Origin of the sequence: Streptomyces sp. NPDC007983 (assembly GCF_042958345.1) — a bacterium.
Lineage (GTDB): Bacteria > Actinomycetota > Actinomycetes > Streptomycetales > Streptomycetaceae > Streptomyces.
In genome coordinates, this window is sequence record NZ_JBIBJI010000005.1 from 514620 (window position 1) to 539194 (window position 24575).

Here is a 24575-nt window from a genome sequence, read left to right on the forward strand (position 1 = left end):
ACCATGCGCGTACTGCTGACCGGACACCAGGGCTACCTGGGGACCGTCATGGCCCCGGTCCTCGCCGCCGCCGGACACGAGGTCGTCGGCCTCGACGCCGGCCTGTTCGCCGACTGTGTCCTGGGCCCGACGCCCACGGACCCGCCGGGGCGGCGGGTGGACCTGCGCGACGTCACGGCCGAACACGTGGCCGGGGTCGACGCCGTGATCCACCTGGCCGCGCTCTCCAACGACCCGCTGGGATCGCTGGCGCCGGAGCTCACCCACGACATCAACCACCACGCGTCCGTGCGGCTGGCCCGGCTGGCCCGCGACGCCGGGGTGCGGCGCTTCCTGTACGCGTCGACCTGCTCGGTCTACGGCGCCGCCGGCGGCGAGGACCTGGTGGCCGAGGACGCCCCGCTGCGCCCGGTGACGCCGTACGCGGAGTCCAAGGTGCGGGTGGAGGACGACCTGCACGACCTGGCCGACGGCGACTTCAGCCCGGTGTTCATGCGCAACGCCACCGCCTTCGGCTACTCGCCCCGGCTGCGTGCCGACATCGTGCTGAACAACCTGGTGGGCCACGCCCTGTTGTCCGGCGAGGTGCTGGTGCTCTCCGACGGCACCCCCTGGCGCCCGCTGGTGCACGCCGCCGACATCGCACGGGCCTTCACGGCCGCGCTGGCCGCGCCGAGGGAAGCGGTGCACGACCGGGCGTTCAACATCGGCAGCGAGACCAACAACGTCACGGTCGCCGAGATCGCCGGGCAGGTCGCCGAGGCGGTGCCCGGTGCCGAGGTGGTGATCACCGGGGAGACCGGCGCCGATCCGCGGTCGTACCGGGTGGACTTCTCCCGGTTCCGCGCCGCGATACCCGGCTTCGACTGCGAGTGGACGGTGAAACAGGGCGCGCTCGAACTCGCCGACGCCTACCGGAAACACGGGCTGACCCGGGAGGACTTCGAGCAGCGCTTCACCCGCCTCGCCGTGCTGCGCGCGGCGTCCGACGCCGGCACCGTCGACGACACGCTGCGGTGGCGCCGGTGACCGCGCATGGAGGAGAAGGTGCCGGCGAGGAGATGTACGCCCTGGTGGAGCGGCTGTACCCGCTCTGCCGGAGCATCACCGGTGACGGTGTGCGCGCCACCCTGGACATCGTCGGCGAGTACATCCCGCTGCAGGTGCACGAGGTGCCGACCGGGACGCAGGTACTCGACTGGACGGTGCCGCAGGAGTGGAACATCCGGGACGCGTACATCGCCGACCCCGCCGGCCACCGGGTCGTCGACTTCCGGGCGTCCAGCCTGCACGTGCTCGGCTACAGCGTGCCGGTGTCGGCGACCATGCCGCTGTCCGAGCTGCGCGCGCACCTGCACACCCTGCCCGACCACCCGTCCTGGGTGCCGTACCGCACCAGCTACTACAAGCCGGAATGGGGGTTCTGCCTGGCCCAGGAGACCCTGGACGCGCTGCCGGACGGCGAGTACGAGGTGCGTATCGACTCCACCCTCGCCGACGGCCACCTCACCTACGCCGAGCACGTGGTCCCCGGGCAGGTCGCCGACGAGGTGATCGTCTCCTGCCACGTCTGCCACCCGTCGCTGGCCAACGACAACCTGGCCGGCATCGCGGTGGCGGCGTTCCTGGCCCGCGCGCTGGCACAGCGGTCGCCGTACTACACCTACCGGTTCATCTTCGCGCCCGGCACCATCGGGGCGATCACCTGGCTGGCCCGCAACGCCGAGCGGGTGGAACTGGTCAAGCACGGGCTGGTGCTGGCCTGCGCCGGCGACCCGGGCTCGTTGACGTACAAGCAGAGCAGGCGCGGCGACGCGGAGATCGACCGGGTGATGCGGCACGTGCTGGCCGCCTCCGAACGCCCGCACCACGTGGCCGAGTTCACCCCGTACGGCTACGACGAGCGGCAGTACTGCTCGCCCGGGTTCAATCTGGGCGTCGGCTCGCTCACCCGGACCCCGTACGCGGGCTACCCCGAGTACCACACGTCGGCGGACAACCTGGACTTCGTCTCCCCGGAGGCGATGGCGGACACCCTCGCGGTCTGCCGCGAGGCGTTCGCCGTCCTCGACCGCAACCGGCGGTACCTCAACCTCAGTCCCTACGGTGAACCACAGCTGGGACGGCGCGGGTTGTACGACGCGCTCGGCGGCCGCAGCGACACCAAGCAGGCCCAGATGGCCATGCTCTGGGTGCTCAACCTCTCCGATGGCGAGCACAGTCTGCTGGACGTCGCCGAGCGGTCCGGGCTGCCGTTCGACACCGTCGCCACCGCGGCCGGCGCCCTGCACGGCGCCGGGCTGATCAAGGCATGACGCCCATGACCACCGAGGGGGAGAATCCGGGGACGACGGCGCCACCGGCCGGGTCCGCCAAGCGGGCGCTCGTCGGCCGGCTGTCCTGGGGACTGGCTGACCAGGCGGCCTCCAGCATGTCCAACTTCGCGGTGGGCATCTACGTGGCCCGCTCGCTGGGGGTGACCGCGTTCGGCGTGTTCAGCCTGGCCTGGGTGACCTACGGCGTGGTGCTCAACATCTCCCGCGGGCTGGCCACCGATCCGCTCGTGGTGCGCTTCAGTGGCGTGCCGGACGCATCCTGGCGAGGGGCGGTGGCCCGGTCGACGGGCACCGCACTCGGCGTGGGCACGGCCATCGGCGCGGCGTGTCTGGTGGCCGGGCCGGCCCTCGGCGGCCGCGTGGGGCCCGCGTTCGTCTGCCTCGGCGTCATGCTGCCGGGGCTGCTGCTGCAAGACGCCTGGCGGTTCTCGTTCTTCGCCGCCGGCGCCGGGCGGAAGGCGTTCGTCAACGACGTCGTGTGGGGCGTCGCGCTCGTCCCGGCCATGATCGTGGCGGCCCGCGTGGGCAGTGTGGCCGCGTATCTGCTCGCCTGGGGAGCGTCCGCCACGGTCGCGGCGGGGTACGGCTACCTCCAGTCCGGCATCCGGCCCCGGGTGGCCGGCGCGCGCGGGTGGCTTCGCGAGCAGCGCGATCTCGGCTACCGCTACCTGGTCGAGAACACCTGCCTCAGCGGCGCGAGCCAGCTGCGGGCGTACGGGCTCGGCGCGATCGCCGGGGTCGGCGCGGTGGGCGCGGTGCGGGGCGCCGAGCTCCTGCTCGGCCCGTTCCTCGCCGTGCTGATGGGCCTTTCGCTGGTCACCGTCCCGGAGGCGGCACGGGTACTGCGGCGGGCCCCGCACCGCCTCGGCGCGTTCTGCCTCCTGCTGGGTGGCGGACAGGCGGCCGGCGCGCTGCTCTGGGGCGGGTCGCTGCTGCTGATGCCGGACCGGCTCGGCGCGTTCGCGCTCGGCGATGTCTGGCACTCCGCCGCACAGCTCATCGTGCCGGTCACCCTCGGCGTCGCGGGCGCCGGCCTCGGCACCGGCGCGGCGGCCGGGCTGCGCGCGCTCGGCGCGGCCCGGCGCAGCCTGCGCTCCCAGCTGTTCGCCTCCGCCTGCTACGTCGGCGGCGGGCTCGGCGGGGCGGCCGTCGCCGGCACGGTCGGCTCGGCCTGGGGCGTCGCCGCCGCGACCGTCAGCGGCTCGGCCGTGTGGTGGCTGCACCTGCGGTCCGCCCTGCGCGAGCACCACCAAGACTCCATCCGCGAAGTGAGGACGCCATGACCGCCCACCCCAGGCTGAGCATCGGCCTGCCCGTGTACAACGGCGAGGAGTACCTGGCCGAGTCGCTCGACGCGCTGCTCGGCCAGACCTACGAGGACTTCGAGCTGGTCATCTCCGACAACGCCTCGACCGACGGGACCGAGGACATCTGCCGCAAGTACGCGGCGCAGGACGCGCGCATCCGGTACATCCGGCTGCTCCGGAACGTCGGCGCCACGCCGAACCACAACTACGTGTTCACCCAGTGCCGCGGCGAGCTGTTCAAGTGGGCCTCGCACGACGACCTGTACGCCCGCGATCTGCTGCGGCGTTGCGCCGAGGCGCTGGACGAGCGGCCGGACGTGATCCTCGCGCACGCCGACCAGGCGGTCATCGACGGCGACGGCCAGGTGAAGGTCCCGTACGAGTACACGCTCGCCACCGACTCACCGCACCCGCCGGAGCGCTTCCGCAGCATGCTGTTCGAGCCCGGCGGTGACGACTTCTACGGGGTGATCCGGGCCGACGCGCTGCGCCGGGTGAAGCCGATGGACAGCTACCACCACGCGGACCGCACGTTCGTCGCCGAGATCGCCCTGCACGGGCGCTTCCACCAGGTGCCCGAACTCCTGTATTTCCGCCGCGACCACCCCACTCGCGCCGAGCGGGCGAACCCCTCCAAGCGCTCCCGATGCGTCAACCTGGACCCGCGCCGGGCGGGCCCGCTGCACCCGACGCCCCGGCTGCTCGCCGAGTACGTCTGGGGCTTCGCCTCGGCGATCCGGCGGGCCCCGCTGTCCCCGGCCGACCGCCGCGCCTGCTTCCGCCACCTGGCCGCATGGATGGCCAGCCGGGCCCGGCCGGGCGCCGGCGAGCGGGTCGAGGACCGCGCCCCGGTCGACCCGGCCAAGCTGACCGTCTCCGTCGACGCCCTCGTCGCCGGCCGTGAAGGGAGGCGGGCATGAGGACGGCGACACGTGTGGGGGTGTTCGGCCTGCTCGGCTCCGGCAACCTCGGCAACGACGGATCACTCGAAGCCGTCCTCGGATACCTCCGCGCCGAGCACCCGGACGCGGTCGTGGACGCGCTGTGCGGCGGACCCGAGGCGGTGACGGCCCGGTTCGGGATACCCGCGACGCGGCTGCACTGGTACCGCGGGGAGTACCGGACCGCGTCGCGAGCGGGCGCGATCGCGGGCAAGGGTCTGGGCAAACTCGTCGACGTCTTCCGCACCGCCGCCTGGGTGCGCCGGCACGACGTCGTGATCGTGCCCGGCATGGGCGTCCTGGAGGCCACGCTGCCGCTGCGGCCGTGGGGCTTCCCGTACTCGCTGTTCCTGCTCTGCGCGAGTGGCCGGCTGCTGCGCACCCGGGTCGCGCTGGTCAGCGTCGGCGCCGCCGAGATCGGCAACCGGCCGACCCGGGCCCTGGTGCGCTGGTCGGCGCGGCTGGCCGCGTACCGGTCGTACCGGGACGCCCCGTCCCGCGACGCGATGCGGGCCATGGGCGTGGACACCACGCGCGACGAGGTCTACCCCGACCTCGCCTTCTCCCTGCCGACACCGCCGACGAGCGCGCCCTCGGGCCCGCCGGGCCTGGTCTGCCTCGGTGTCATGGACTTCCACGGCGGCAACGACGACCGCGCCCGGGCCGAGGAGATCCACCGGCGCTACCTCGACGGGACGATCCGGTTCGTCCGCGCGCTGGTCGAGGAGGGCCGACCGGTCCGGCTCCTCACCGGCGACCAGTGCGATGTGGCGGTGGTCGCCGCGATCCTCGACGCGGTCGACTCACCACTGGTCACCGCGGCCGAACCGGCCTCACTGGCCGACCTGATGAACGAGATGGCGGCCGCCGACACCGTGGTGGCCGTCCGCTACCACAACCTGATCTGCGCGCTGAAGACCGGAACGCCCGTGCTCGCCCTCTGCTATGCGGCGAAGAGCGACGCGCTCATGGACCGGATGGGCCTCGGCGCGTACTGCCACCCGGCACGCGAGGTCGACGCCGACCGGCTGATCGAGCAGTTCCGGGCGCTGGAGAAGCGATCGGCGGAGCTACGACAGACCCTCACCGAGCGAAACCGGGTCGCCGCACAGCAACTCGCTTCCCAATTCACCGCCTTGACCACGACCCTGTTCCCGGCGAACGACCACGCCCACGTCCCACGGAAGGCTCCATGAAAGCGACCGAAGTCCCGGAAATCGCCGGCGCGTACCTGTTCGAGCCGACGCCGTACGCCGACGAACGCGGCTTCTTCTGCCGCACCTTCGACGCCGATGTGATCCGCTCGGTGGGTCTCGACCCGCACGCCTTCATCCAGGACAGCGTCTCCCGCTCGGTCCGGGGTGTGCTGCGCGGCCTCCACCTGCGCTCCGGCGCCGGCGAGGCCAAGCTGGTGCGGTGCTCGTACGGGCAGATCTTCGACGTCGTCGTGGACCTGCGCCCGGACTCGCCGACCTACCTGGGGCGGGCCTTCTTCGAACTGTCCGGCGAGACGCAGGCGACCCTGTACATCCCGGCGGGGTGCGCGCACGGCTTCCAGGCGCTGAGCGAAACCGCCGACACCTCGTACCGGATCGACCGCCCGCACGATCCGTCCGAGGACGTGACGATCGCCTTCGACGACCCGGAGCTCGCCGTTCCCTGGCCACTGCCGGTCACATCGATGTCCCAGCGGGACCGGGAGGCGCCGAGCCTCGCCGAGGTCCTGAAGCACAAGGAAGGGTGAAGCCGGCTTGGACACCGAACACACCGAGCAGACCACGGAGTTCCTCCTGCCCCGGTCGCGGACGGCGAACGAGCGGCTGCACGCCATGATCCCCGGGGGCGCGCACACCTACGCCAAGGGCGACGACCAGTACCCCGAGAACCTGACCCCGGTCATCAGCCACGGCCGCGGCGCCCACGTGTGGGACATCGACGGCAACCGCTACGTCGAGTACGGCTCCGGCCTGCGGTCGGTCAGCCTCGGCCACGCCCACCCACGTGTGACCGAGGCGGTGCGGCGGGAAATCGACCGCGGCAGCAACTTCGTCCGGCCGTCCATCGTGGAGGTCGAAGCCGCGGAACGCTTCCTGGCCACGGTGCCGACCGCCGAGATGGTGAAGTTCGCGAAGAACGGCTCCGACGCCACCACCGCCGCGGTGCGCCTCGCCCGCGCCGCCACCGGACGCCCGCGGGTGGCCATCTGCGCCGACCATCCGTTCTTCTCCGTCGACGACTGGTTCATCGGCACCACGCCGATGTCCGCCGGCATTCCGGCGGCGACCAACGAACTCACCGTGGCGTTCCCCTACGGGGACCTGGCCGCCACGGAGGAGCTGCTCGCCCGGTACCCGGACGAGGTCGCCTGTCTGATCCTCGAACCCGCCACCCACACCGAGCCTCCGCCCGGCTACCTCGCCGGCCTGCGCGAGCTGGCCGACCGGCATGGCTGCGTACTGATCTTCGACGAGATGATCACCGGCTTCCGCTGGTCCGAGGCGGGCGCCCAGGGCCTGTACGGAGTCGTCCCCGACCTCTCCACCTTCGGCAAGGCGCTGGGCAACGGATTCGCCGTCTCCGCGCTGGCCGGGCGCCGCGAACTGATGGAGCTGGGGGGGTTGCGTCACTCCGGCGACCGGGTGTTCCTGCTGTCCACCACGCACGGTGCGGAAACGCACTCGCTGGCCGCCGCGATGGCGGTGCAAACCATCTACGCCGAAGAGGGCGTCACCGCGCGGCTGCACACCCTCGGCGAGAAGCTGGCCGCCGATGTCCGCGCCGCCGCGGCCGACATGGGCGTCGGCGAACACATCGTCGTCCGGGGCCGGGCCAGCAACCTGGTCTTCGCCACCCTCGACGAGAACGGGCAGCCGTCGCAGCAGTACCGCACCCTGTTCCTGCGCCGGCTCCTCGAGGGCGGGGTGCTCGCCCCGTCGTTCGTGGTGAGCAGTGCGCTCAGCGACGCCGACATCGATCACACGGTCGACGTGGTGGCCCGGGCATGTGCGGTGTACCGGAAGGCCCTCGATGCCGCCGACCCCACCCCCTGGCTGGGTGGACGACCGGTGAAGCCCGTCTTCCGCCGCTTGGAGTGATGTGACGTCAGCGCCGCTCCCGCCGACGGGCGTCGGCCATCCGATCGACCAGCCACGCGGTCGCCGGAACCACCGCCAGTGCGGTGCACCAGCCGCCGAGCACGTCGGTCGGATAGTGCGCGCCCAAGGCGACCTGAGCCCATCCCATCGCGGCCCCGGCCACGAGCGCCGCGGCGAGCGCGAGTGACGTGCCGGCCGCCCTGCCGAGACCGAACCGGCCGGCAGCGAGCAGCGCCGCGATGAGGGCGAGTGCGGTGAAGAAGGCGGTGTGCCCGCTCGGATAGGACAGGTTGCCGTCGCCGTGGATGGTGCGTCCCACCAGATGCTTGAGCAGCGTCGCCGTCCCCACGGCCGTGGCCGCGCCGGCAACGACGAGCACCGCCGCGCGAGGACGCCGTAGCAGCAGGCAGCCCGCCACAGCGGCCACGATCAGCACCGCCGCTCCGGCGGGCTCCCCCAAGAAGTCCAGGGCCAGAGCGACGCGCCTCCAGGGCGGCCCCACACTGTCCGCCGTCGGCTCGATGATCCACCTGTCCACCCTGCCGGGCTCGCCGTGGCCGGCGTACAGGACGCCGAGCACGCCGACCACCAGCACGGCAAGGACCGCGATCCACCCGAGCCACGCGCGCAGCGACCGGGGCAGCACCGCGGGCGCCGGCCGGCCGGTCACAGGCCCACCGCGTCCGGTCGACCGGCGGTAGCGCCCTCTCCGAACTCGACCGCGCCGCAACCCCTTACGCGGTGGCGGTCGAGCCCCGCAAGAACCGCCCCCTGCCATCCGCCGACATGTCCGGGATCGTCAGCCACGAACTGAGTTGGGCCGACATCCAGGTCAGCTCCGGCCAGCCGATCCAACGCGAGCCCCCCGTCGTGTCCGACCACCCTCCAGCGCAGCCCCGAACTCGCCGGCCTGGCCATCGCCTTGGCCCAGGGGATCAGGATCAGCTCTCCTTCTGATCCTACCGGTAGTCGGTCAATCCCGGCGGTGGAGAACAATGCCGTGGTGGCCGACTCGCTGCCGCTGCTCGGCGATGAACGCTTCGCCCCATCGCGGTGACGTACTTGTCGCCGAACCCGGTGTGCCTCCGCGGCATGCTCGACGAGTCGCACCGCACGGATCCGGCTCGGCGACCCGGCACTCGATCACCGCCTGATCCCGCCCAGGGGATCGATCACTCCGCTGATCTGGGGCTTTTGCGCTGGTTGGCATTGAAGCGCGCCTTCTTCTGACGATTCCCGCACGTGTTCATGTCGCACCACTTGCGAGTGCGGCTTTGGCTGGTGTCGAAGAAGGCGGCTTGGCAGGTCGGTGATGCGCACAAGGCCAATTTTCCGTCTCGTTCGCCCGCGATGATGCTGACCGCGTCGGCGGCGATCACGCTGAGGGCATCTTCCACGCAGGAAGCCGAGCTGAGCTGCCATCGCCGCTTACCCTCGGGCGTCAGGATCGCCGCGGCCCGACCCTGAGCGCTGCGGTCATTGATGACCTGGACAGCAGACGCAGGGAGAGCGTCCTGGAGTGCGGCCGCTGTCGCGGCGGCATGAATCGACTCCCTCAGTTCCCGGGCGAGGTCGAGCTGGGCAGTGGTGCACGAGTCCACGGCGAGGCCGTTCACTGCCAGCCAGTCGACGAGTCGCTGCGGCGTGGGAATGCGCTCCACGGCGTTGCCACGCCGCTCCGACAGAGTCCCCGTGAAGCTGGTCGCCAGCACGCTACCGAGGCGGAAGTCAGGGAACCCAGCACGCATGGAACCACCTTAGCAGGTTGCGGTGTGGCTCGGAGAGCTGCTAGAACCTTCTTAGCTGGTTCGCGATGGGTCGCAGCCGGTTCCGCGATGGCCAGGAGGTCTCATGTCCCGTCCAACCAGCGACGTGCAATCATTTGAAGCCCACGCAACTGACGCCGACCTCGACGATCTGCGCGCGCGACTGGCCGCGGCGCGACTACCGGAGGCCGAGACGGTCTATCGCGCCGCGCCCGACCCTCGCCGATGGGAACAGGGCGTTCCTCTCGCCGACCTCGTCGATGTCGTGGACTACTGGCGCACCGGATACAACTGGCGGTCGTTCGAAGAGCGCCTGAACCGCATCGGCCAGTTCCGCACGACCATTGATGATCTGGGAATCCACTTCCTGCACCGACGATCCGCGCGCGCAGATGCCACTCCTCTGATCTTGACGCACGGCTGGCCGGGCAGCATTGCTGAGTTCATCGATGTAGTGGACGAGCTGGCAGATCCGAAAGATGCAGACGCGCCGGCGTTCCACGTCGTGGTCCCGTCGCTACCCGGCTTTGGTTACAGCGACAAGCCGGCCACCACCGGGTGGGGAACCGAAAAGATCGCGGCCGCATGGGTGGAACTGATGGGAAGGCTCGGCTATGGCAAGTTCGCAGCCCAGGGCGGGGACTGGGGAGGTAATATCACCACGGTTCTCGGCGGCAGGTTCCCGGCGCACGTTCTCGGCATCCACACAACGTTCGCGGAGGCGCCGCCCGGGTTGACAACGGATGGGCTGACGGCGGCCGAGCGCAAGTGGACCGAGGACACCCGCGATTTCTGGAGCCACCGCGCGGCGTATGCGAAGCAGCAGGCGACCCGACCGCAGACCATCGGCTACTCGCTCGTCGACTCACCGGTCGGGCTTCTCGCCTGGATCCTTGACAAGTTCGCTGAGTGGACGGACACCGAAGACAGCCCGTTCGAGACGATTTCCATGGACCGCGTTCTTGACAACGTCACTCTGTATTGGCTGACGCGGACCGGCGCATCGTCGGCCCGCATTTACTACGAAAGCCACAACTCGCTCGACCCCGAACTCCGGGTCGACGTCCCGTCGGCAATCAGTATGTATCCCCGCGACATCGAGAAGTGCCCGCGCCCCTGGGCACAGGAGCGGTACCGGCAAATCGTCCGATGGAGGGCGCCCGAAAGCGGGGGACATTTCCCGTCGCTGGAGGTTCCCGAGTATTTCGTCAAAGATCTGCAAGAGGGCCTCGCGGCAGTGCTGGCCGCTCATCGGTGAATCCGCACCAGGACCGGCAACCAGCGAGCCGGAACGCGCCGGAAACGTGCCGCTCGACTTTGAGGGCGTGGCTGGGAGGTTCTGAACCTAGGCCGGCTCGGGTCGGTCCGGGTTCGGGACGAAGGCGGGTAGCGCGGCGAGGCTGTGGCGCACGGCCTCGCTCCCGTACTCGAACATTTGCCGCTCGTAGCTGTCGACCGCGGAGAGAAGGTCTTGACGGCCCTCGGCGGCCTCAACCAGGCAACGGCCCAGCAGGTCGGCATCGCGCAGGGCGGTGTTCGCGCCGTTGCCGCCGGTCGGAGAGGTGGCGTGGATAGCGTCACCGAGCAGCGTGACCGGACCGGGTGCCCAGCGCTCACCTGGCTCGACCACCCCGATGGGCAGCAGGGTGCTGTTGTCCGGGTCGGCCTGCTCGATGAGCGCCTGCAGGTCCGGGTGCCAACCTTTCATTCTGGACAGCGCGGCCTCCTGTGCCGTCAAGGTGCCGAGAGAGCCGTTCGGCGGGAGGATCATGGCCCAGCGCACGTAGTCATGGATGTCAGGGAGCGTTACTTCGGGTGCCAGTTTCTCCGCCGCTTCCTTTGGCGGAATGGGGAACCGCATTGCCCCGAGCAACAGACTCACTCCGCCCCCGACGATCTTCCCGCCGTAGGCCCGGGACAGGCCGGCGAACTGCTCCGTCAGCGGCGTGCGGCCGATGACGAACCGAACGCCGGTGTCAGTCGGGGTGGTCCGCGGCGTCAGCACCTGGCGGATCGCGGAGCCGACCCCGTCCGCCCCGACGAGCAGATCAGCGGTTGCCGGATCGCGTTGCGCGAACCGGGCTTCGACCCTGCCGTCGTCCAAGACGTCGTAACCGGTCAGCGCGGCCCCGGTGTGCACAGTGAGTGTGGTCAGCAGCAGGTGCCGGAGTACTTGCCGGTCAACCACGACCCCACTCCTGGCAGGGCCGAGTTCGCCGATCTTGTTCAGCTGGGCGTCCAGGGCCAGTCGCTCAACGTAGGCGTCACTGACGACCGCGTCCAGCAGTGGGTGCCAACGCTGTGGGAGACAGTTGCGCAGCGCCTCGAATCCGACCGGATCCAGTACGAGCCGGTACCCCTGAAATCGTGCGGTGATCGCTGGGTCCCGCTCGTACACGTCGACCTCGATCCCGGCACCACGCAGACCCTGCGCCAAGCACAGGCCCCCCAGGCCGGCTCCGGCCACGGAAACTCGCATCACACCACCTCCTGAACAGACTGTCCGAACCCTGCTCAGGACCTGAGCAGGGGGTAAGTACGCCAACCACGCAGATACGAACTTAGTTCGGCATGTACGATCTAAGTTCTACGAGGCGAACTTAGATCGTGTCAAGCTATAGTCATCGGTATGCCCTCCGATCCCCGGCAACGCCGAGCAGCTCGTCACGCCCAGCCCGCTGGGGAGCCCTCGGCGGCGTCCCCACGCAAGAAGCCCATCACGGTCGACCGGATCACCGACGCCGCCCTGCAGGTCGTGGCCGCCGAGGGCTACGACGCACTGACCATCCGGCGGGTCGCCGCGGTGCTCGGTACCGGGCCGTCGTCGCTGTACGCGCACATCGTCAGCAAAGAGGACATCGACGATCTGCTCGTCGGTCGGCTCTGCTCCGAGGTCGTGCTGCCCGAACCGGACCCGGTCACGTGGCGCAAGCAAATCATCGACGTGTACACGCAGATCCGCGACCAGTACCTGAAATACCCCGGAGTCTCCCGTGCCGCGCTGGGCGTAGTCCCGACCAACCTCTCCACGTTGCGGGTCAGGGAAGGGCTTTTGGCGATCCTGCTCGCTGGCGGAATCGAACCGCAGAGCGCCGCCTGGGTGCTCGATGCCCTGTCCCTCTACGTCAGCGCCTACGCCTTGGAGCAGTCGCTGGTCCAGCAGCGGCGCAGACACCCGGACCAGGAATGGGTCCTCGGCCGCGAGGAGCTGATCCGCCGGTTCACCGCGCTGCCGGCCGACATGTTTCCGCAGACCCGCCGCTATGCCGCTGAGCTGACCTCCGGCACCGGGCACGACCGGTTCGAGTTCACCCTCGGCCTGATCATGGATAACCTCCCCCAGCCCCAGCCCCAGCCCCAGCCGACACCGGCATCCGACCCCGCCGGATGAACGCCGCAGCCCGAGGCGGACCGGCTCCACCACCTTCTCCAGCGCAATGTTGATCAGGTCCGCCGGGCGGTTCTTCGCTGCGGCCTCCTTCCGGATCGAGGGCCCACCTCGGCGATATCCCTCGGACAGTTCGCGCTGGGGAGCGCGCGCCTCTGTGGCCCCGTCGCGGATGGATCAGGGTTCGGACTCGTTCACGCGGCGGCGCAGCAATACATCGGATCTCTCTGCTCTGACGCTCTGGACAACTTGCGCTGCCTCCCTTACTTTCTCGGCGTGAAAATCAGGCATGTTGAGATCCTGAGGGGATTGATCGGATGTTAAGGAAGTCGAGCCAGAAGTGGGTCCAAGCTGTGTGCGCTGTAGCCCTGGTCGCCGGCCTCGCCCTGACCGGGGGGTCCGCTGAAGCAGGCACCCGCGTCGACATGAGCGGCCAGGCGTTGCCCGCAGGGGTCTACTTCCAGGACGAAGGCACTGTCCAGGGCTGGTCCAACTACCCGCAGAAGCCGCAGAAGCAAGGCGTCATACGCAACGTCTCCACCCCCGCCTACAAGGGCGGCAACGCCATCGAGGCCAAGCAGACCTACATCGACGAGGGTGGTGGCTACCACTCCGAGACCATCCAGGGCTCCACCCAGGCCGTCGGCCAGGACCGTTATTACGGCCAGGCCGTCTACGTTGCCCCCACCTGGCAGTTCCACAACCAGAACGTGACGTTCCAGCAATGGTCGCCCGAGGATCCGGAGGGCCCCTGGGAGCTGATGTTCATCCAGAATGACGACCTGCGCATCGGCGGCTCCGGCGGTTTCAGCGCGAACGTCGCCAAGGTCACGAATCTGCGCGGCACCTGGATCCGGATCGTCACGCGCCTGAAGTTCGACGCCACCAACGGCGCCATCGAGATCTGGGTCAACGGTGCCAAGGCGTATAGCAAGACCGGAGTCCCCGTACTGCCCAAGACGTCCAACACGATCCGCTGGTCCTCTGGCATCTACTGCACCGGCTGGCGAGAGAATCTCCCCGCCGGGCCCCGGGAGCTCTCCGTCTTCCACGACCAGGCACGCATCGCGAACTCGTACAGCCTGGCGGAACCCGCCAACTGGTGACGCCGCGGATTGCGCACGCTGAACACGCGTCGCCCACGGCCCTGGCGAGCTTCCTGCCCCGCGTGTGCTCGTGGATGGAGGCCGCCCAGCCGATCGAAGTGGGTTCCGAGCCGACGGCGGTGGGCGTCGTGGCGTCCAGCAAAGTTGAGCGGCTGTCATTTTTTGTCGTCAGACCACTTGTGGCAGGCATCCGTCTTCATTACTTTCCAGTAGGTGGCGCCCCGACGATGACAGACCCCCGCTTCGAATGGAGTGGCCATGCCTTCAGAGCACCGTGGCTCCACCCGGATGGTTCTCTCTCTCGCCGCTGCCGTGGCCCTGGCCGTGACCGGTCCCACGGCGGTGAGTGCCTCCGCGCAGGCCAAAGCAACCGGCCTGCGAGAGGTGATGTTCGTGGGCAACAACTGGGACGGCACCGCCGACGTCATCAAGTCCAGTGGTGACCTGGCCAGGATCGGCCGGATCAACGTCATACCGGACAAGGATCAGCGGCTCGCCGAGATCTACCTCAACCCCATCAAGCTCGCCTTCTTCCTGGGGGTCCGGCTGGGGCCGGGGGAGGGGCACGACCAGTTCGTGGACGACATGTACTCGACCCCGGACGGCTCGGCCATCGTCGTCTCCCGGCCGAGCTTCGCCGACGTGGTCTCGATCGACGTCGCGACGGGCAAAATCAACTGGCGCTTCCCCGTGTCGGGATTCCGCGCGGACCACATGGCCGTGTCGCCCGACGGCAAACGCGTGGCGGTGTCGGCTTCGACGTCGAATACGGTGCACGTCCTCGACATCGAGACGGGTAAGCAACTCGGTTCGTTCTCCACCGGTGACAAGCCCCATGAGAACGTCTTCACCGATGGCGGCAAGTACCTCTGGAACATGTCGATCGGCGAGGTCAACACCGCACTGGACGATCCGTCGATGGACTGGACGAAGGGCGACCGGCGCATCACCGTGGTCGACGCGAACACGTTCAAGCAGGTCAAGGTCATCGACATGCGCGAACGGCTCGACGCCTTCGGTCGCAAGGACCTGTCCGATGCGGTCCGGCCCGTCGCCTTCACCCCCGACGAGTCCAAGCTCTACTTCCAGGTCTCCTTCTTCAACGGGTTCCTGGAGTACGACGTGGCCAAGGACAAGATCACCCGCGCGAAGACCCTCCCGAAGAATCCGGCCACCAGCGAGGACCGCACCACCTGGGTCAACGACTCCCGCCACCACGGGCTGTCGATGAGCCCCGACGGCAAGAAGCTGTGCGTGGCCGGGACGATGGACGACTACGCGACCGTCGTCGACCGGGAATCGCTTCAGGAAGGCCCCCTGGTGCCGACCTCGAAGCCGTACTGGGCGACGGTGAGTGGCGACGGCACCTCCTGCGTCGTCTCCGAGAGCGGTGCCGACCGGGTCACCGCGATCGACTTCGCGACGGGCGAGAAGACCGCGTCCGTGGCGGTCGGCGATCACCCGCAGCGGGTGCGCATCGGTCATGTGGCAGCCGACTGGACCGGACCCGCGGGCTCGTAGCGTTCGTTCGTGATGTGGCCACAGAACATCCCGGTGGTGTTCTGTGGCGCTCGCGGGTCGCCGCGTCGGCCATGGCAGGGCCTAACGGGACTGGTCGTGGAGCCAGTCGATGACGACGTCGTTCTGATATGTCTGTGCCCACGCGAAGTGCGGGCTCACCGGCGTCGTGCCGGGCGTGTAGCTGGTGAACAGCACATGGCTGCCGGCTCGCCGTGCCGGGTTCAGCAGGGCCCTGGACCGGGCTTCGAACTCCGCCTTGGGCAGGTCGTTGGCCCATTCCCCGCGGGTGATCCGTGCACCGGCACTCTCCAGCGCGTTCATCAGCGTCCAGGTGCCGGGCTTGCCGAACCGTCCCTCGCGGTGGGGGACCACCGGGTCGTCGATGGAGTGATCGGCCCAGATCGGGATGTGCGTGATGCTGTCCATGGCCGATGCCTCACCCCAGCCGGCGGTGGCCAGGGCCGCGGCGAAGGTGTGGGGAAGCCTCGGGAGCAGGTTGAAGATGCCTCGCGCACCCGATGACAGGCCGACGAGATAGAGCCGGTCCGTGTCGACGGGGCGCTGCGTCGTGAAGGTGTCGATGAGTTCGACCAGCGCCGCACGGACCTTGGCGTCGGTCCAGTCCGTGTTGTCGGGTCCGTCCGTGGGGCGGGGCAGTGGGATCTGGGAGGCGAGTACGAACGCCGGGTTTCGACGCTGGCGTTCCGGCTTGGCGAAGGTGACGGCGACGCGATGGGCGGTGAGCTGGGTCATGTTGTTGTCGGCGACTTCGCCGCCGCCGTGCAGGGTACGATCCCGCGGTGAAGTCGTCGACCACCGGGGTGATGACGTCGTCGTTCCGGATTGCCAGCGGACCGGCCGGGAGCACCAGGTCGCCGCCGGGGGTCCTCACGTCCGCCACCTGTCGGATGGCGTAGGCGCGGTGGAGTGGGAGAGGGTCGGTGCCGGCGGCCTGCGCATTGGTGTCGTCCGGGTCGAGCTCGATGATGAGGTATCTGCCCGGCCGCCCCGCCTCGGGGCGGTCGTCCGTCCTGGCCACGGTGTTCGGGTAGGCCCGGGTGACCGTTCGGGCCGCGCTCTGCCTGCCGAGGTCGGCGGTGACCTGGAACGCGGAGGGTGGGATGACGCCGCCGCGCAGGTGGAGCGGGTGCGCGTAGCGGATGGCGACGGCGGTCACCCGCCAGTTGTTCCTGGGCGTCACCCGTGTGATGAGGGCGGTCCGCAGAGCGGGGCCTGCCCCGGACGCCGCCGGTCGTCCCGGTGCCGGGGCGTCGGCCGCGGCGGTGGTCGCGTTGGTCACCGTCGAGGCGGTGACGGTACCCGCGGCCATCGTGAGCGCCGTACGTCTGGTGATGTCTCCCATGGGTCATCCGTAAGGTGTCGGGCGGCCCGCGAAGGCCGGACGTGGGGCCGATTGCCTGGTGCGGTGAACCGTGAAACGAGCCGTACGGTGTGGCGAGCGCGCTGACGAGCGGGCGAGACGCGGCGTCGTGCCGGGGCGGGGCAGGTGGCGGGCGTCGCCTTGCCATGGGTGAGTCTCCAAGCCGTGCCCAAATGGCGTCCAGCATCGCGACCGGGATCTGTTGATGCGTCATGTGCATCAATCCGGTGGCGTGCTCGTGCTCCCCGGAGCGACGGCTTCATGTCCGGCGGCGCGGTGTCGGTCGGGGCTACGGCTCAGAACGAGCGAACAGGGCCGGCCAACGGAAGGTTTGGCCGGCGATCGGGTAGACCTGCTGAGAGGAAGGGAAGCTCACGTGATCGAGAAAATGCCCGAGACGGCCCGCCTGCTCGAGATGAGTGCACACCCCGAAGGAGGTTGGTACAAGGAAACGTGGCGCAGTGCCACTGAGACGCAGCCGCAGGGCTACCCTGGGCGGAGGTCCATCTGCTCAGCCATCTATTTTCTCTTGCCTCCCAACGAGGAGTCCCGCTGGCACATGGTTCGTTCGCCGGAACTATGGCTGTGGCACCGTGGCGGTCCCTTGCTGCTCTTGCTGGGCGGTTCCGGGGAGAGGCCAGAAAAGGACCCAGAAAAGGTCATGCTTGGCCCCGAGCTCGCGAGCGGCCAGCGGCCGCAGGCTCTCGTGCCCGCTGGGCACTGGCAGGCCGCTATCCCGGCCGGCGATGAAGAGGTGCTGGTGAGTTGTGTGGTCTCGCCCGGATTTGATTTCGACGACTTCCGGCTGCTGCCGGACACCTACTGACTTTCGAACTGGCGCCTCGTGGGGCCTGATGGTCACGATCCGGGGGGCAGCCCAGGCGGCCGGCCTGCCCCCCCGATCGTGCCTGGACGTCTACCAGGGCACGTCTCCGTTGTCGTCCTGGAAGGTTCCTTTCGGGCCGTCCGCATCGAGAGTCGCTCAACGCACGACGACCCCGGCACTCTCCTCCGGCGCCCTTCCGAGCCGGCCCTCGGCCGCGTCGATCGTCGCCCTCCAGGGCGCCCTGAGCGTCAAGCGACTCCGGGCAGGAAGTCCGCGACCTCCTCGTTCCAAGGCGGTGTCACCGTCCTGCTCTCCACCGGCTCCGCGGAACATCTGGAGGCCGGGCTGAACCTCTGCCTCGACCACCTGCTGTCGTAGCCCCGCGGCGACGCACGAGCGCCGTACGGGCCGAAGGCTTCGGTCCGTACGGCGCTCAGCGCCCCCCGTGGTCATCCGGTCGTGCGGTCGGCCGGGGTCAGTAGGCGGCCTGTCCCGTCCCGTTGTTGCCTCCGCTGAACTCCAGGTAGAAGCCCCACCCGTCCGGGACGTCGGCGTGCTCCTTGTTGACCACCTTCCACTGGCCCTTGTAGGCCTGCACCCAGGAGTCGCACTCGATGTACTTCCAGCAGACCCGGACCTTGCGGGAGTAGTTGACCTTGACGTTGATGTCGGCGCAGTTGCCGGTGGTGTACTTGAACCCGGTTCCCGGCCAATAAGCGGCATCGACACCATTGCCGGTGGCCGTGTAGTTCTCCGCGTTGCCGTAGCAGGACTGGATCACCTGCGATCCCTGCGTGGCGGCCGAGGCCGTCGTCGCGGCGGCCGTGCCGCCTCCCACCAGCAGGGTGGCGAGGGCCAGCGGAACGAGGCGTGAGCGTGTGAGCATGGTGGTTTCCCCGTGTTCTGCGATGTGTGCCGCGGCGGTGAGCCGTGGGCGCCGGCCTGGGTGACCGGCACGGGGAAGAAGCTACGCAAGCCGGATACGACCGACGTCAACCCGTGGGGGAAGATGCGCGTGAACTCTCGCGGTACGGGTCAACTCCTGCGGTAGGGCCGATACCACGGTGGTTTGATGTCCTGCCTTCCGCTTCGGCGCTACGCTGCGGCGATGCGGATCCGCCCCTTGGCTGTCGACGCACTCATCGCGGCCGCGCCGACCACCGTGGCCGTACTGGTGGCGCAGGAGGCGACCGCGGAGGGCTGGCCCGCGCTCGACGCAGCGGGCTATGCGCTGTTGGGCGCGGTCAACCTGCCGCTCATCGCCCGCAACCGCGCTCCTGTCGCCGTGTTCCTGGCCGCCGTCCTGATGTGGACCGGCTACATCACGGCGGGCTACTGGCCCGTGGTGAACTCCTACGGGCCGATGCTCGCGTTCTACACCGTCACGTCCCTGCGTACGGCGCGTGTCTCGGCGGGCTGCGCGGTGCTGCTCGCGGCGGTGTGGATCTACGCCGGTGTGCTGGCGCCCCGGGCCTCGATGCCCTCCGTGGTGGGGCAGGCCGTGGGGTTCCCGCTGATCCTGTGGTGGTTCGGCACCCTGGCGCGCAGGTCCGCCGAGCTCACCCGGCGGCTGCGGCGGGAGCAGGCGGAGCGGGCCCGGCGCGCCGTCATGGAGGAGCGTGGCCGGATCGCGCGGGAGTTGCACGACGTGGTGGCGCACCACATGTCGGTGATCTCCGTGCAGGCGGGCCTCGGGCGGTTCGTCTTCGACTCCGACCCGCCGACCGCGCGGACCGCGCTCGGCACCATCGCCGACACCAGTGCCGAGGCCCTCGAAGAGCTGCGGCGGATGCTCCAGGTGTTGCGCCAGGAGGAGGGCGACGGGGCTCCGCCCGGCCCGATGCCGGGGCTCGCGCGCCTCGGCGAGCTGGTCGAACGGGTCAGGGCCGGCGGCCTGTCGGTCGAGCTGCGCGTCGAGGGCACGTCGCGGCCGCTCGCGCCCGGCGTCGAGCTGTGCGCGTACCGCGTCGTACAGGAGGCCCTGACCAACGTGATCAAGCACGCGGGGCGGGCTCGGACCACGGTCGAGCTGCGCTACGGGCGCCACGAGGTCATGGTTTCGGTCATCGACGACGGAGAGGAGGTGATTCAGGACAGACTGCCGACGGGCCCCGGACACGGCTTGATTGGCATGCGGGAGCGGGCCAAGCTCTATGGCGGGACGGTCCGCGTCGGCCCGCGGAGCGAGGGCGGTTTCGCCGTGCGGCTGACCCTGCCGACCTCGCCGCAGGCCGTACGCCACCGGGACGACGCGCAGGGAGACGACGCTCCAGGATGACCAGAGTGCTCGTCGTCGACGACCAGTTCCTCATCCGTGCCGGGCTGGTGGGGGTGCTCAACGCCGCGCCCGGCACCGAGATCGTCGGCGAGGCGGGGGACGGCGAGGAGGCCGTGGCTCTGGCCGCCCGCACCTCCCCCGATGTCGTGCTGATGGACATCCGCATGCCCGGTATGAACGGCATCGAGGCCACCGAGAAGATCCTCGCCCAGGCGTCCGACCCCGCGCCGAAGGTGCTGGTGCTGACCACCTTCGACCTCGACGAGTACGTGTACGGGGCGCTGCGCGCGGGGGCCTCGGGATTCCTGCTGAAGGACTCCGGGCCCGAGCGGCTGCTCGCCGCGGTGGCGGCGGTCAGCGGCGGCGACGCGCTGTTCGCGCCGAGCGTCACACGCAGGCTGGTGGAAGCCTTCGCACGGCAGACCGGCGGCGCCGGTGTCGGTGGCGGTGGCGAACGCCCGCCGGACCTTGCCACGTTGACCTCGCGTGAGGTGGAGGTGCTGGAGCTGATCGGGCGGGGGCTCACCAACCTGGAGATCGCCGACCACCTCTTCATCAGCGAGGCGACCGTCAAGACACACTTCAACCGCACCATGAGCAAGCTGAGTCTGGACAGCCGGGCCCAGGCCGTGGTGATCGCCTACGAGACGGGGCTGGTCACACCGGGCCGCTGAGGGGCGGCCCTTTCGGTGCCGGCCGGGGACTCAGCTGTCCAGGCGGGCGGCTCGGGCCTTCAGCTCTTCCGCGAAACCATCCCAGTCGGGTCCGAAAGAGAGAAGGTCGGCCGCCGCTTCGCGCAGGAGTTCGGGGTCGTCCGGGCGCTGTAGACAGGCCAGGCGGTACGCGAGATTCCGGGCCCAGACCGGCATGGCCATCCAGTCCTCGGCCAGCGCGCCGCGCAGCGCCGGGAGGATTTCCTCGGGCGTGGCGAACGTGATGCTCTCGATGAAATCCCGGACGGGGTCGGGGAGGCGCGGCGCACCCTCCTCGTAAGTCGACCCGATCAATTCTTGGGTCAGCTGAGTCAGGTCAGGCATGATCCGATGTCATTCATGGGGTGAGCCAGTAGGTGGCCACACGGTACACAGGGTCGGGTGTCCGGGAGACGCGGTAGCCGATGCCACGGCCGCCGATCTTGACGGACCCGTCCATGGGGCCGGTGAATCCCGGCCCCACGCGGCGCGGTGCGCTCGGCGACGGTCGTGCCGTTCGCCGCCATGCGGAGTTTCGCCGTGCGCCGGCCCTTCGGGTCGTATGTGCAGCGCCACACCGTTCCGTCGGGCGTGGTGTCCTGGGTCGGGTGATCCTCGGCGTCCCACTCGTAGCGCCAGGTGTCCGGCTTGCGGGAGATACGGGTCTTGTCTCCCGCGGGTCAGATCTGGGTCTCGCCGCGGGCGATGTACAGGTTGGCTCCGAGGATGAAGCTGCTTTGCTCGGAGGCGAGGAAAAGCCACCACGTCGGCGACCTCGTCCGGGTGCCCTATCCGGCCGAGGGGGATGCCTGCGGTGAACTGTGACCTGGAGACGCGTCCCCCGTACCGGCGACAGCATCGAGTCCAGGAGTGTCGATGGTGCCCGGGGAGATCGCGTTGACCCGGATGTTCCGGTCCTTCAGCCCGTTGGCCCAGGTCCGGGCGTAGGACCGGATTGCCGCCCTGGAGGCCGCGTAGGTGCCGAACGCCGCCGAAGGTCTGGTCGAAGTGCTGCTCGGTGATCTGCTCCAGTGTCGCGAACGACGAGCTCGCCGCGTTCGCGAAGACCACGTCCAGGCCGGCCCCGGGCGCGGACCGCGTCGTACAGGCGATCCAGGTCGGAGATGTCGCCCACCACCGCGGTGGCCGCCGCCGGGCCGATGGTCTCCACGGCCGCGTCCAGTGCGGCCTTGCGCCGGCCGGTGATGAACACTGCGCGCCCTCGGCTGCCAGCCGGATGGCGGTTGCCAGGCCGATCCGGAGGACCTGTTCCGCAAGGCCCTGGAGCGTTATACGGAAGGCCCCGCCTCGTACGGGGCCCGGGCCCTGCAGGAACCGACCGCCCGGCAGGTGGCCACCGCGTTCCTGCACGGCTCCGTTCGCGCCACCACGCGCCCCGGCTGCCCCGCCGGGTGCCTGGGCGTCCAAGGTTCCCTCGCCGCCGGCGACCCGGGACGCAGCGCCCGCGACGCCCTCATCGCCTGGCGCAACGAGGCCACTTCCCTTCTCCGCGACCGGTTCCAGCAAGCCGTCGACGAAGGCGACCTGTCTCCCGGCACGGATCCCGGACTGCTCGCCCGCTACGTCATGGCCGTGGCGAACGGCATCGCCGTCCAAGCAGCCAGCGGCGCTACGCGTGAGGACCTGCAGCAGGTGGCCGACATGGCCCTGCGGAGCCGGCCGTCTGCCTGACGGCCCTGTCGGCAGGGACCGGTGGTCACTTTGGCCTCGCGTCCGCGCAGGTGGGCCCGGTTGTGGAGAAAAGTGTGCCAAGCGCGGCCCGATGGCAATGGCACGAGGTCAGAGGCGAGCCCCGCCCTCGATCAGCCGACGGCCACGACATGGCGCGATCAGGGGGCAGGCTGACCAGGCCGCGAGTGGGTACTCGGCCGATCAAGCCCAAGGACTCATAAGCATGGAGGCGATCATGAGCGACGACAGCATGGCGGACGACGCATATCAGCCCGTCGGCAGCAACGAGGAGCAGGAGGACGCGGCGCCCTTGGACCTCGAGGACGCGCTGGACGAACGCGGCTACGACGACATCCTGGAGGAGGGGTACTCGCCACCGGAAAAGCCCCTGGGCGTGGGCAAGGTGGGCACCACGGCCGCGGAACAGCACGAGGGGGAATCCCTCGGCCAAAGGCTCGGCCAGGAGAACCCGGACGTCGGAACGGAGGAGGGCGACGGTGTCGGCGACCTGCCCGGCGGCGAGGGAGAGCCGATGGACCCCGAGGCCGGCGAGGAGCGGGCAGGGCGACTGGTGGCTCCGGACGAGGGAGTCAGCTCGGACACGGATAAGGAACTGTGGGCCTCCGACGTCGGCATCGACGCCGGTGCCGCCGGCGCCGAAGAAGCGGCTGTTCACGTCGTGGACGAGGAGGGCCTCGTCGAAGAATCCGCGGATCGAGGCCCGGACGAAACGCCGTGACGCTGCCGCCGCCACGGGCCGGGGGCCGGGGCCGAGCAGCGCTGGTGGTGCCGTGACACGAACGTGGCGTTCGCCGCGGCGGCGAGGCACACGTCGGGGGAGTGGCTTGACCGGCGAACCGGCGCCCGGGCCCTGGGCCGTATGTCACCGGATCGCGCCATGCATGCGGGGAACCTGCGCATCGCCGACGAGGTCCAGGCCAACGCCGCCACGGTGGGCGCCACACCCGCCCAGGCCGCCCTCGCCTGGCTGCTCGCCCAGGGCGACGACATCGCCCCCATCCCCGGCACCAAGCGGGTGGCCAGGGTGGAGGAGAACGCCGCCGGGAGTCTGCGGCTGACCGAAGAGGTCCTGGCGAAGCTGTCCGGCCTGCCCCCGGCTGCCGGTGACACCCACGGCGAGGCCGGTATGGGCATGCTCGAACGCTGACCTCGGCCGCCGGACCCGCCCGGATCCCCTCATTCATATGTGACGCGCATCACGGTAGCGAGAGTCATGTCATCAGGTCATCATATGACCTGACCGTCGCGGTATCGGGGGCGCGCTCGTGCTGCCGAACGGGCGCGCCACAGCACACATGAGGAGGGGTATGAACGACCAGGACAGGCGCGCACGACCGCGCGTGGGCGTGGTGGGCCTCGGGGCCATGGGGCTCGGAATGGCCCGCAGCCTGCGGAGGGCGGGCTACGAGGTGGCGGTCCATGATCTGCGGCCGGAGGTGGCCGCGGACTTCGCCCGCGACGGCGGGACCGCGTTCGCTTCCCCCGGCGATCTGGCGGCCACCGTGGACGTCGTGGTCTGCGTGGTGGTCAACGCGGCGCAGGTCGAGTCGGTGCTGTTCGGTGCCGGCGGGGCCGCCGACCGGCTTCGCCCGGGGGCCGTCTTCATGATGTGCTCCACGGTCGACCCCGGCTGGTCCGCCGAACTGGAGGGACGCCTGGCCGAGCGGGGTGTGCTCTACCTGGACGCCCCTCTCTCCGGCGGTGCCGCGCGGGCGGCGACCGGTGAGCTGACCATGATGACGTCGGGCTCCGCCGACGCCTACGCGGTCGCCGACCCCGTGCTGGAGGCCATGAGCGGCACGGTCTACCGCCTGGGCGAGCGGGCCGGTCTCGGCTCCAAGGTCAAGGTCATCAACCAGCTGCTCGCGGGGGTGCACATCGCCGCGGCCGCCGAGGCGATGGCGCTGGGGCTGAAGGCCGGTGTCCCGGCCGAGACGCTCTACGAGGTCATCACCCACAGCGCCGGGAACTCATGGATGTTCGAGAACCGCATGGCCCATGTGCTCGCGGGTGACTACACCCCCCGCTCCGCGGTCGACATCTTCGTCAAGGACCTCGGTCTGGTGCTCGATTCCGCACGGCCGGAGCGGTTTCCCCTCCCGCTCGCCTCCACCGCCCACCAGATGTTCCTCCAGGCGTCGGCGTCCGGTCTGGGCTCCGAGGACGACAGCGCGGTCATCAAGATCTTCCCCGGGATCGACCTGCCCGCTCCGGTGGAGGCCTGA

The 24575-nt window shown here is 69.9% G+C and carries 22 protein-coding genes and 5 pseudogenes; 18 read left to right on the plus strand and 9 right to left on the minus strand.

Annotation, left to right across the window (positions count from 1 at the left end):
- The first annotated feature begins 3 nt into the window (after nucleotides 1–3).
- Genes ACFZCY_RS19145 through ACFZCY_RS19175 form a run of 7 tightly spaced genes read left to right on the plus strand, consistent with a single transcriptional unit; the run spans nucleotide 4 to nucleotide 7679 of the window.
- Nucleotides 4–1029, plus strand: a complete 1026-nt coding sequence (locus ACFZCY_RS19145; RefSeq protein ID WP_391174020.1) for an NAD-dependent epimerase/dehydratase family protein — start codon at nucleotides 4–6, stop codon at nucleotides 1027–1029.
- The gene (locus tag ACFZCY_RS19150; RefSeq protein WP_391174018.1) at nucleotides 1017–2315 is read left to right on the plus strand and encodes a DUF4910 domain-containing protein; all 1299 of its coding nucleotides are present in this window, start codon (nucleotides 1017–1019) and stop codon (nucleotides 2313–2315) included. Before ACFZCY_RS19145 ends, ACFZCY_RS19150 begins: the two co-directional genes overlap by 13 nt.
- Nucleotides 2312–3619, plus strand: a complete 1308-nt coding sequence (locus tag ACFZCY_RS19155) for a hypothetical protein (protein ID WP_391174015.1) — start codon at nucleotides 2312–2314, stop codon at nucleotides 3617–3619. Before ACFZCY_RS19150 ends, ACFZCY_RS19155 begins: the two co-directional genes overlap by 4 nt.
- Entirely contained in the window at nucleotides 3616–4563 is a 948-nt protein-coding gene (locus ACFZCY_RS19160; protein WP_391174012.1) for a glycosyltransferase, read from the plus strand. The genes ACFZCY_RS19155 and ACFZCY_RS19160 overlap by 4 nt, the downstream gene beginning before the upstream one ends.
- Nucleotides 4560–5780 (plus strand): polysaccharide pyruvyl transferase family protein, encoded by a 1221-nt coding sequence (locus tag ACFZCY_RS19165; RefSeq protein ID WP_391174009.1) that lies wholly within the window; start codon nucleotides 4560–4562, stop codon nucleotides 5778–5780. The genes ACFZCY_RS19160 and ACFZCY_RS19165 overlap by 4 nt, the downstream gene beginning before the upstream one ends.
- Nucleotides 5777–6328: a dTDP-4-dehydrorhamnose 3,5-epimerase gene (gene rfbC / locus ACFZCY_RS19170; RefSeq protein WP_391174006.1), complete on the plus strand. Its 552-nt coding sequence runs from the start codon at nucleotides 5777–5779 to the stop codon at nucleotides 6326–6328. Before ACFZCY_RS19165 ends, rfbC begins: the two co-directional genes overlap by 4 nt.
- 7 nt (nucleotides 6329–6335) lie before the next feature.
- Nucleotides 6336–7679, plus strand: coding sequence for a glutamate-1-semialdehyde 2,1-aminomutase (locus ACFZCY_RS19175; protein ID WP_391174003.1), 1344 nt, complete (start codon nucleotides 6336–6338; stop codon nucleotides 7677–7679).
- A 7-nt stretch (nucleotides 7680–7686) separates the two neighbouring features.
- Here ACFZCY_RS19175 and ACFZCY_RS19180 read toward each other — a convergent pair whose 3' ends face one another.
- Both ACFZCY_RS19180 and ACFZCY_RS19185 read right to left on the minus strand, forming a co-directional pair.
- Nucleotides 7687–8349 (minus strand): phosphatase PAP2 family protein, encoded by a 663-nt coding sequence (locus tag ACFZCY_RS19180; RefSeq protein ID WP_391174000.1) that lies wholly within the window; start codon nucleotides 8347–8349, stop codon nucleotides 7687–7689.
- 502 nt (nucleotides 8350–8851) lie between these two features.
- Entirely contained in the window at nucleotides 8852–9427 is a 576-nt protein-coding gene (locus ACFZCY_RS19185; RefSeq protein WP_391173996.1) for an ABATE domain-containing protein, read from the minus strand.
- 103 nt (nucleotides 9428–9530) lie between these two features.
- Between ACFZCY_RS19185 and ACFZCY_RS19190 the strand changes: the two genes are divergently transcribed.
- Nucleotides 9531–10703, plus strand: coding sequence for an alpha/beta fold hydrolase (locus tag ACFZCY_RS19190; protein WP_391173993.1), 1173 nt, complete (start codon nucleotides 9531–9533; stop codon nucleotides 10701–10703).
- Nucleotides 10704–10790: 87 nt separating this feature from the next.
- Here the strand turns inward: ACFZCY_RS19190 and ACFZCY_RS19195 are convergent, their stop codons facing one another.
- The gene (locus tag ACFZCY_RS19195) at nucleotides 10791–11924 is read right to left on the minus strand and encodes an FAD-dependent monooxygenase (RefSeq protein WP_391173990.1); all 1134 of its coding nucleotides are present in this window, start codon (nucleotides 11922–11924) and stop codon (nucleotides 10791–10793) included.
- Nucleotides 11925–12074: 150 nt separating this feature from the next.
- Between ACFZCY_RS19195 and ACFZCY_RS19200 the strand changes: the two genes are divergently transcribed.
- From ACFZCY_RS19200 to ACFZCY_RS19210, 3 genes are all read left to right on the plus strand, one after another.
- On the plus strand, nucleotides 12075–12836 hold the full coding sequence (locus ACFZCY_RS19200; protein ID WP_391173988.1) for a TetR/AcrR family transcriptional regulator C-terminal domain-containing protein: 762 nt from the start codon (nucleotides 12075–12077) through the stop codon (nucleotides 12834–12836).
- Nucleotides 12837–13258: 422 nt separating this feature from the next.
- Nucleotides 13259–13939, plus strand: a complete 681-nt coding sequence (locus tag ACFZCY_RS19205) for a heparin lyase I family protein (protein WP_391173985.1) — start codon at nucleotides 13259–13261, stop codon at nucleotides 13937–13939.
- Nucleotides 13940–14197: 258 nt separating this feature from the next.
- A complete protein-coding gene (locus ACFZCY_RS19210) occupies nucleotides 14198–15460 on the plus strand; it encodes a PQQ-binding-like beta-propeller repeat protein (RefSeq protein WP_391173982.1) in 1263 nt (420 codons plus the stop codon).
- An 81-nt stretch (nucleotides 15461–15541) separates the two neighbouring features.
- Here ACFZCY_RS19210 and ACFZCY_RS19215 read toward each other — a convergent pair whose 3' ends face one another.
- Nucleotides 15542–16213 carry a hypothetical protein gene (locus tag ACFZCY_RS19215; protein ID WP_391174446.1) on the minus strand — a complete coding sequence of 224 codons (672 nt, stop codon included), beginning with the start codon at nucleotides 16211–16213 and terminating at the stop codon, nucleotides 15542–15544.
- Between the two features lie 175 nt (nucleotides 16214–16388).
- A pseudogene (locus tag ACFZCY_RS19220) lies at nucleotides 16389–16823 on the minus strand (phospholipase); the annotation flags it as partial.
- Between the two features lie 394 nt (nucleotides 16824–17217).
- Between ACFZCY_RS19220 and ACFZCY_RS19225 the strand changes: the two are divergent.
- Entirely contained in the window at nucleotides 17218–17667 is a 450-nt protein-coding gene (locus tag ACFZCY_RS19225) for a cupin domain-containing protein (protein ID WP_391173979.1), read from the plus strand.
- A gap of 475 nt (nucleotides 17668–18142) precedes the next feature.
- Here ACFZCY_RS19225 and ACFZCY_RS19230 read toward each other — a convergent pair whose 3' ends face one another.
- Complete coding sequence (locus ACFZCY_RS19230; RefSeq protein ID WP_391173977.1) at nucleotides 18143–18553, minus strand: hypothetical protein; 411 nt, start codon at nucleotides 18551–18553, stop codon at nucleotides 18143–18145.
- A gap of 222 nt (nucleotides 18554–18775) precedes the next feature.
- Between ACFZCY_RS19230 and ACFZCY_RS19235 the strand changes: the two genes are divergently transcribed.
- Together ACFZCY_RS19235 and ACFZCY_RS19240 are read left to right on the plus strand one after the other, a co-directional pair.
- The gene (locus ACFZCY_RS19235) at nucleotides 18776–19945 is read left to right on the plus strand and encodes a histidine kinase (protein WP_391173974.1); all 1170 of its coding nucleotides are present in this window, start codon (nucleotides 18776–18778) and stop codon (nucleotides 19943–19945) included.
- Nucleotides 19942–20619 (plus strand): response regulator, encoded by a 678-nt coding sequence (locus ACFZCY_RS19240; RefSeq protein WP_391173972.1) that lies wholly within the window; start codon nucleotides 19942–19944, stop codon nucleotides 20617–20619. The genes ACFZCY_RS19235 and ACFZCY_RS19240 overlap by 4 nt, the downstream gene beginning before the upstream one ends.
- A 30-nt stretch (nucleotides 20620–20649) precedes the next feature.
- On the opposite strand, the gene ACFZCY_RS19245 is transcribed toward ACFZCY_RS19240, so the two are convergent.
- From ACFZCY_RS19245 to ACFZCY_RS19255, 3 genes and pseudogenes are all read right to left on the minus strand, one after another.
- Nucleotides 20650–20982 carry a hypothetical protein gene (locus ACFZCY_RS19245; protein WP_391173969.1) on the minus strand — a complete coding sequence of 111 codons (333 nt, stop codon included), beginning with the start codon at nucleotides 20980–20982 and terminating at the stop codon, nucleotides 20650–20652.
- A gap of 146 nt (nucleotides 20983–21128) precedes the next feature.
- Nucleotides 21129–21305, minus strand: a pseudogene (locus tag ACFZCY_RS19250) (hypothetical protein); the annotation flags it as partial.
- Nucleotides 21306–21317: 12 nt separating this feature from the next.
- A pseudogene (locus tag ACFZCY_RS19255) lies at nucleotides 21318–21930 on the minus strand (SDR family NAD(P)-dependent oxidoreductase).
- Here ACFZCY_RS19255 and ACFZCY_RS19260 point away from each other — a divergent pair.
- The 4 genes and pseudogenes from ACFZCY_RS19260 to ltnD form a co-directional block, all read left to right on the plus strand.
- Nucleotides 21898–22329: pseudogene (locus ACFZCY_RS19260) on the plus strand (TetR family transcriptional regulator C-terminal domain-containing protein); the annotation flags it as partial. The pseudogenes ACFZCY_RS19255 and ACFZCY_RS19260 sit on opposite strands and share 33 nt — an antisense overlap.
- Nucleotides 22330–22564: 235 nt before the next feature.
- Nucleotides 22565–23068, plus strand: coding sequence for a DUF5709 domain-containing protein (locus ACFZCY_RS19265; RefSeq protein ID WP_391173966.1), 504 nt, complete (start codon nucleotides 22565–22567; stop codon nucleotides 23066–23068).
- Nucleotides 23069–23128: 60 nt separating this feature from the next.
- Nucleotides 23129–23497: pseudogene (locus ACFZCY_RS19270) on the plus strand (aldo/keto reductase); the annotation flags it as partial.
- A gap of 160 nt (nucleotides 23498–23657) precedes the next feature.
- Nucleotides 23658–24575, plus strand: a complete 918-nt coding sequence (gene ltnD, locus ACFZCY_RS19275; RefSeq protein ID WP_391173963.1) for an L-threonate dehydrogenase — start codon at nucleotides 23658–23660, stop codon at nucleotides 24573–24575.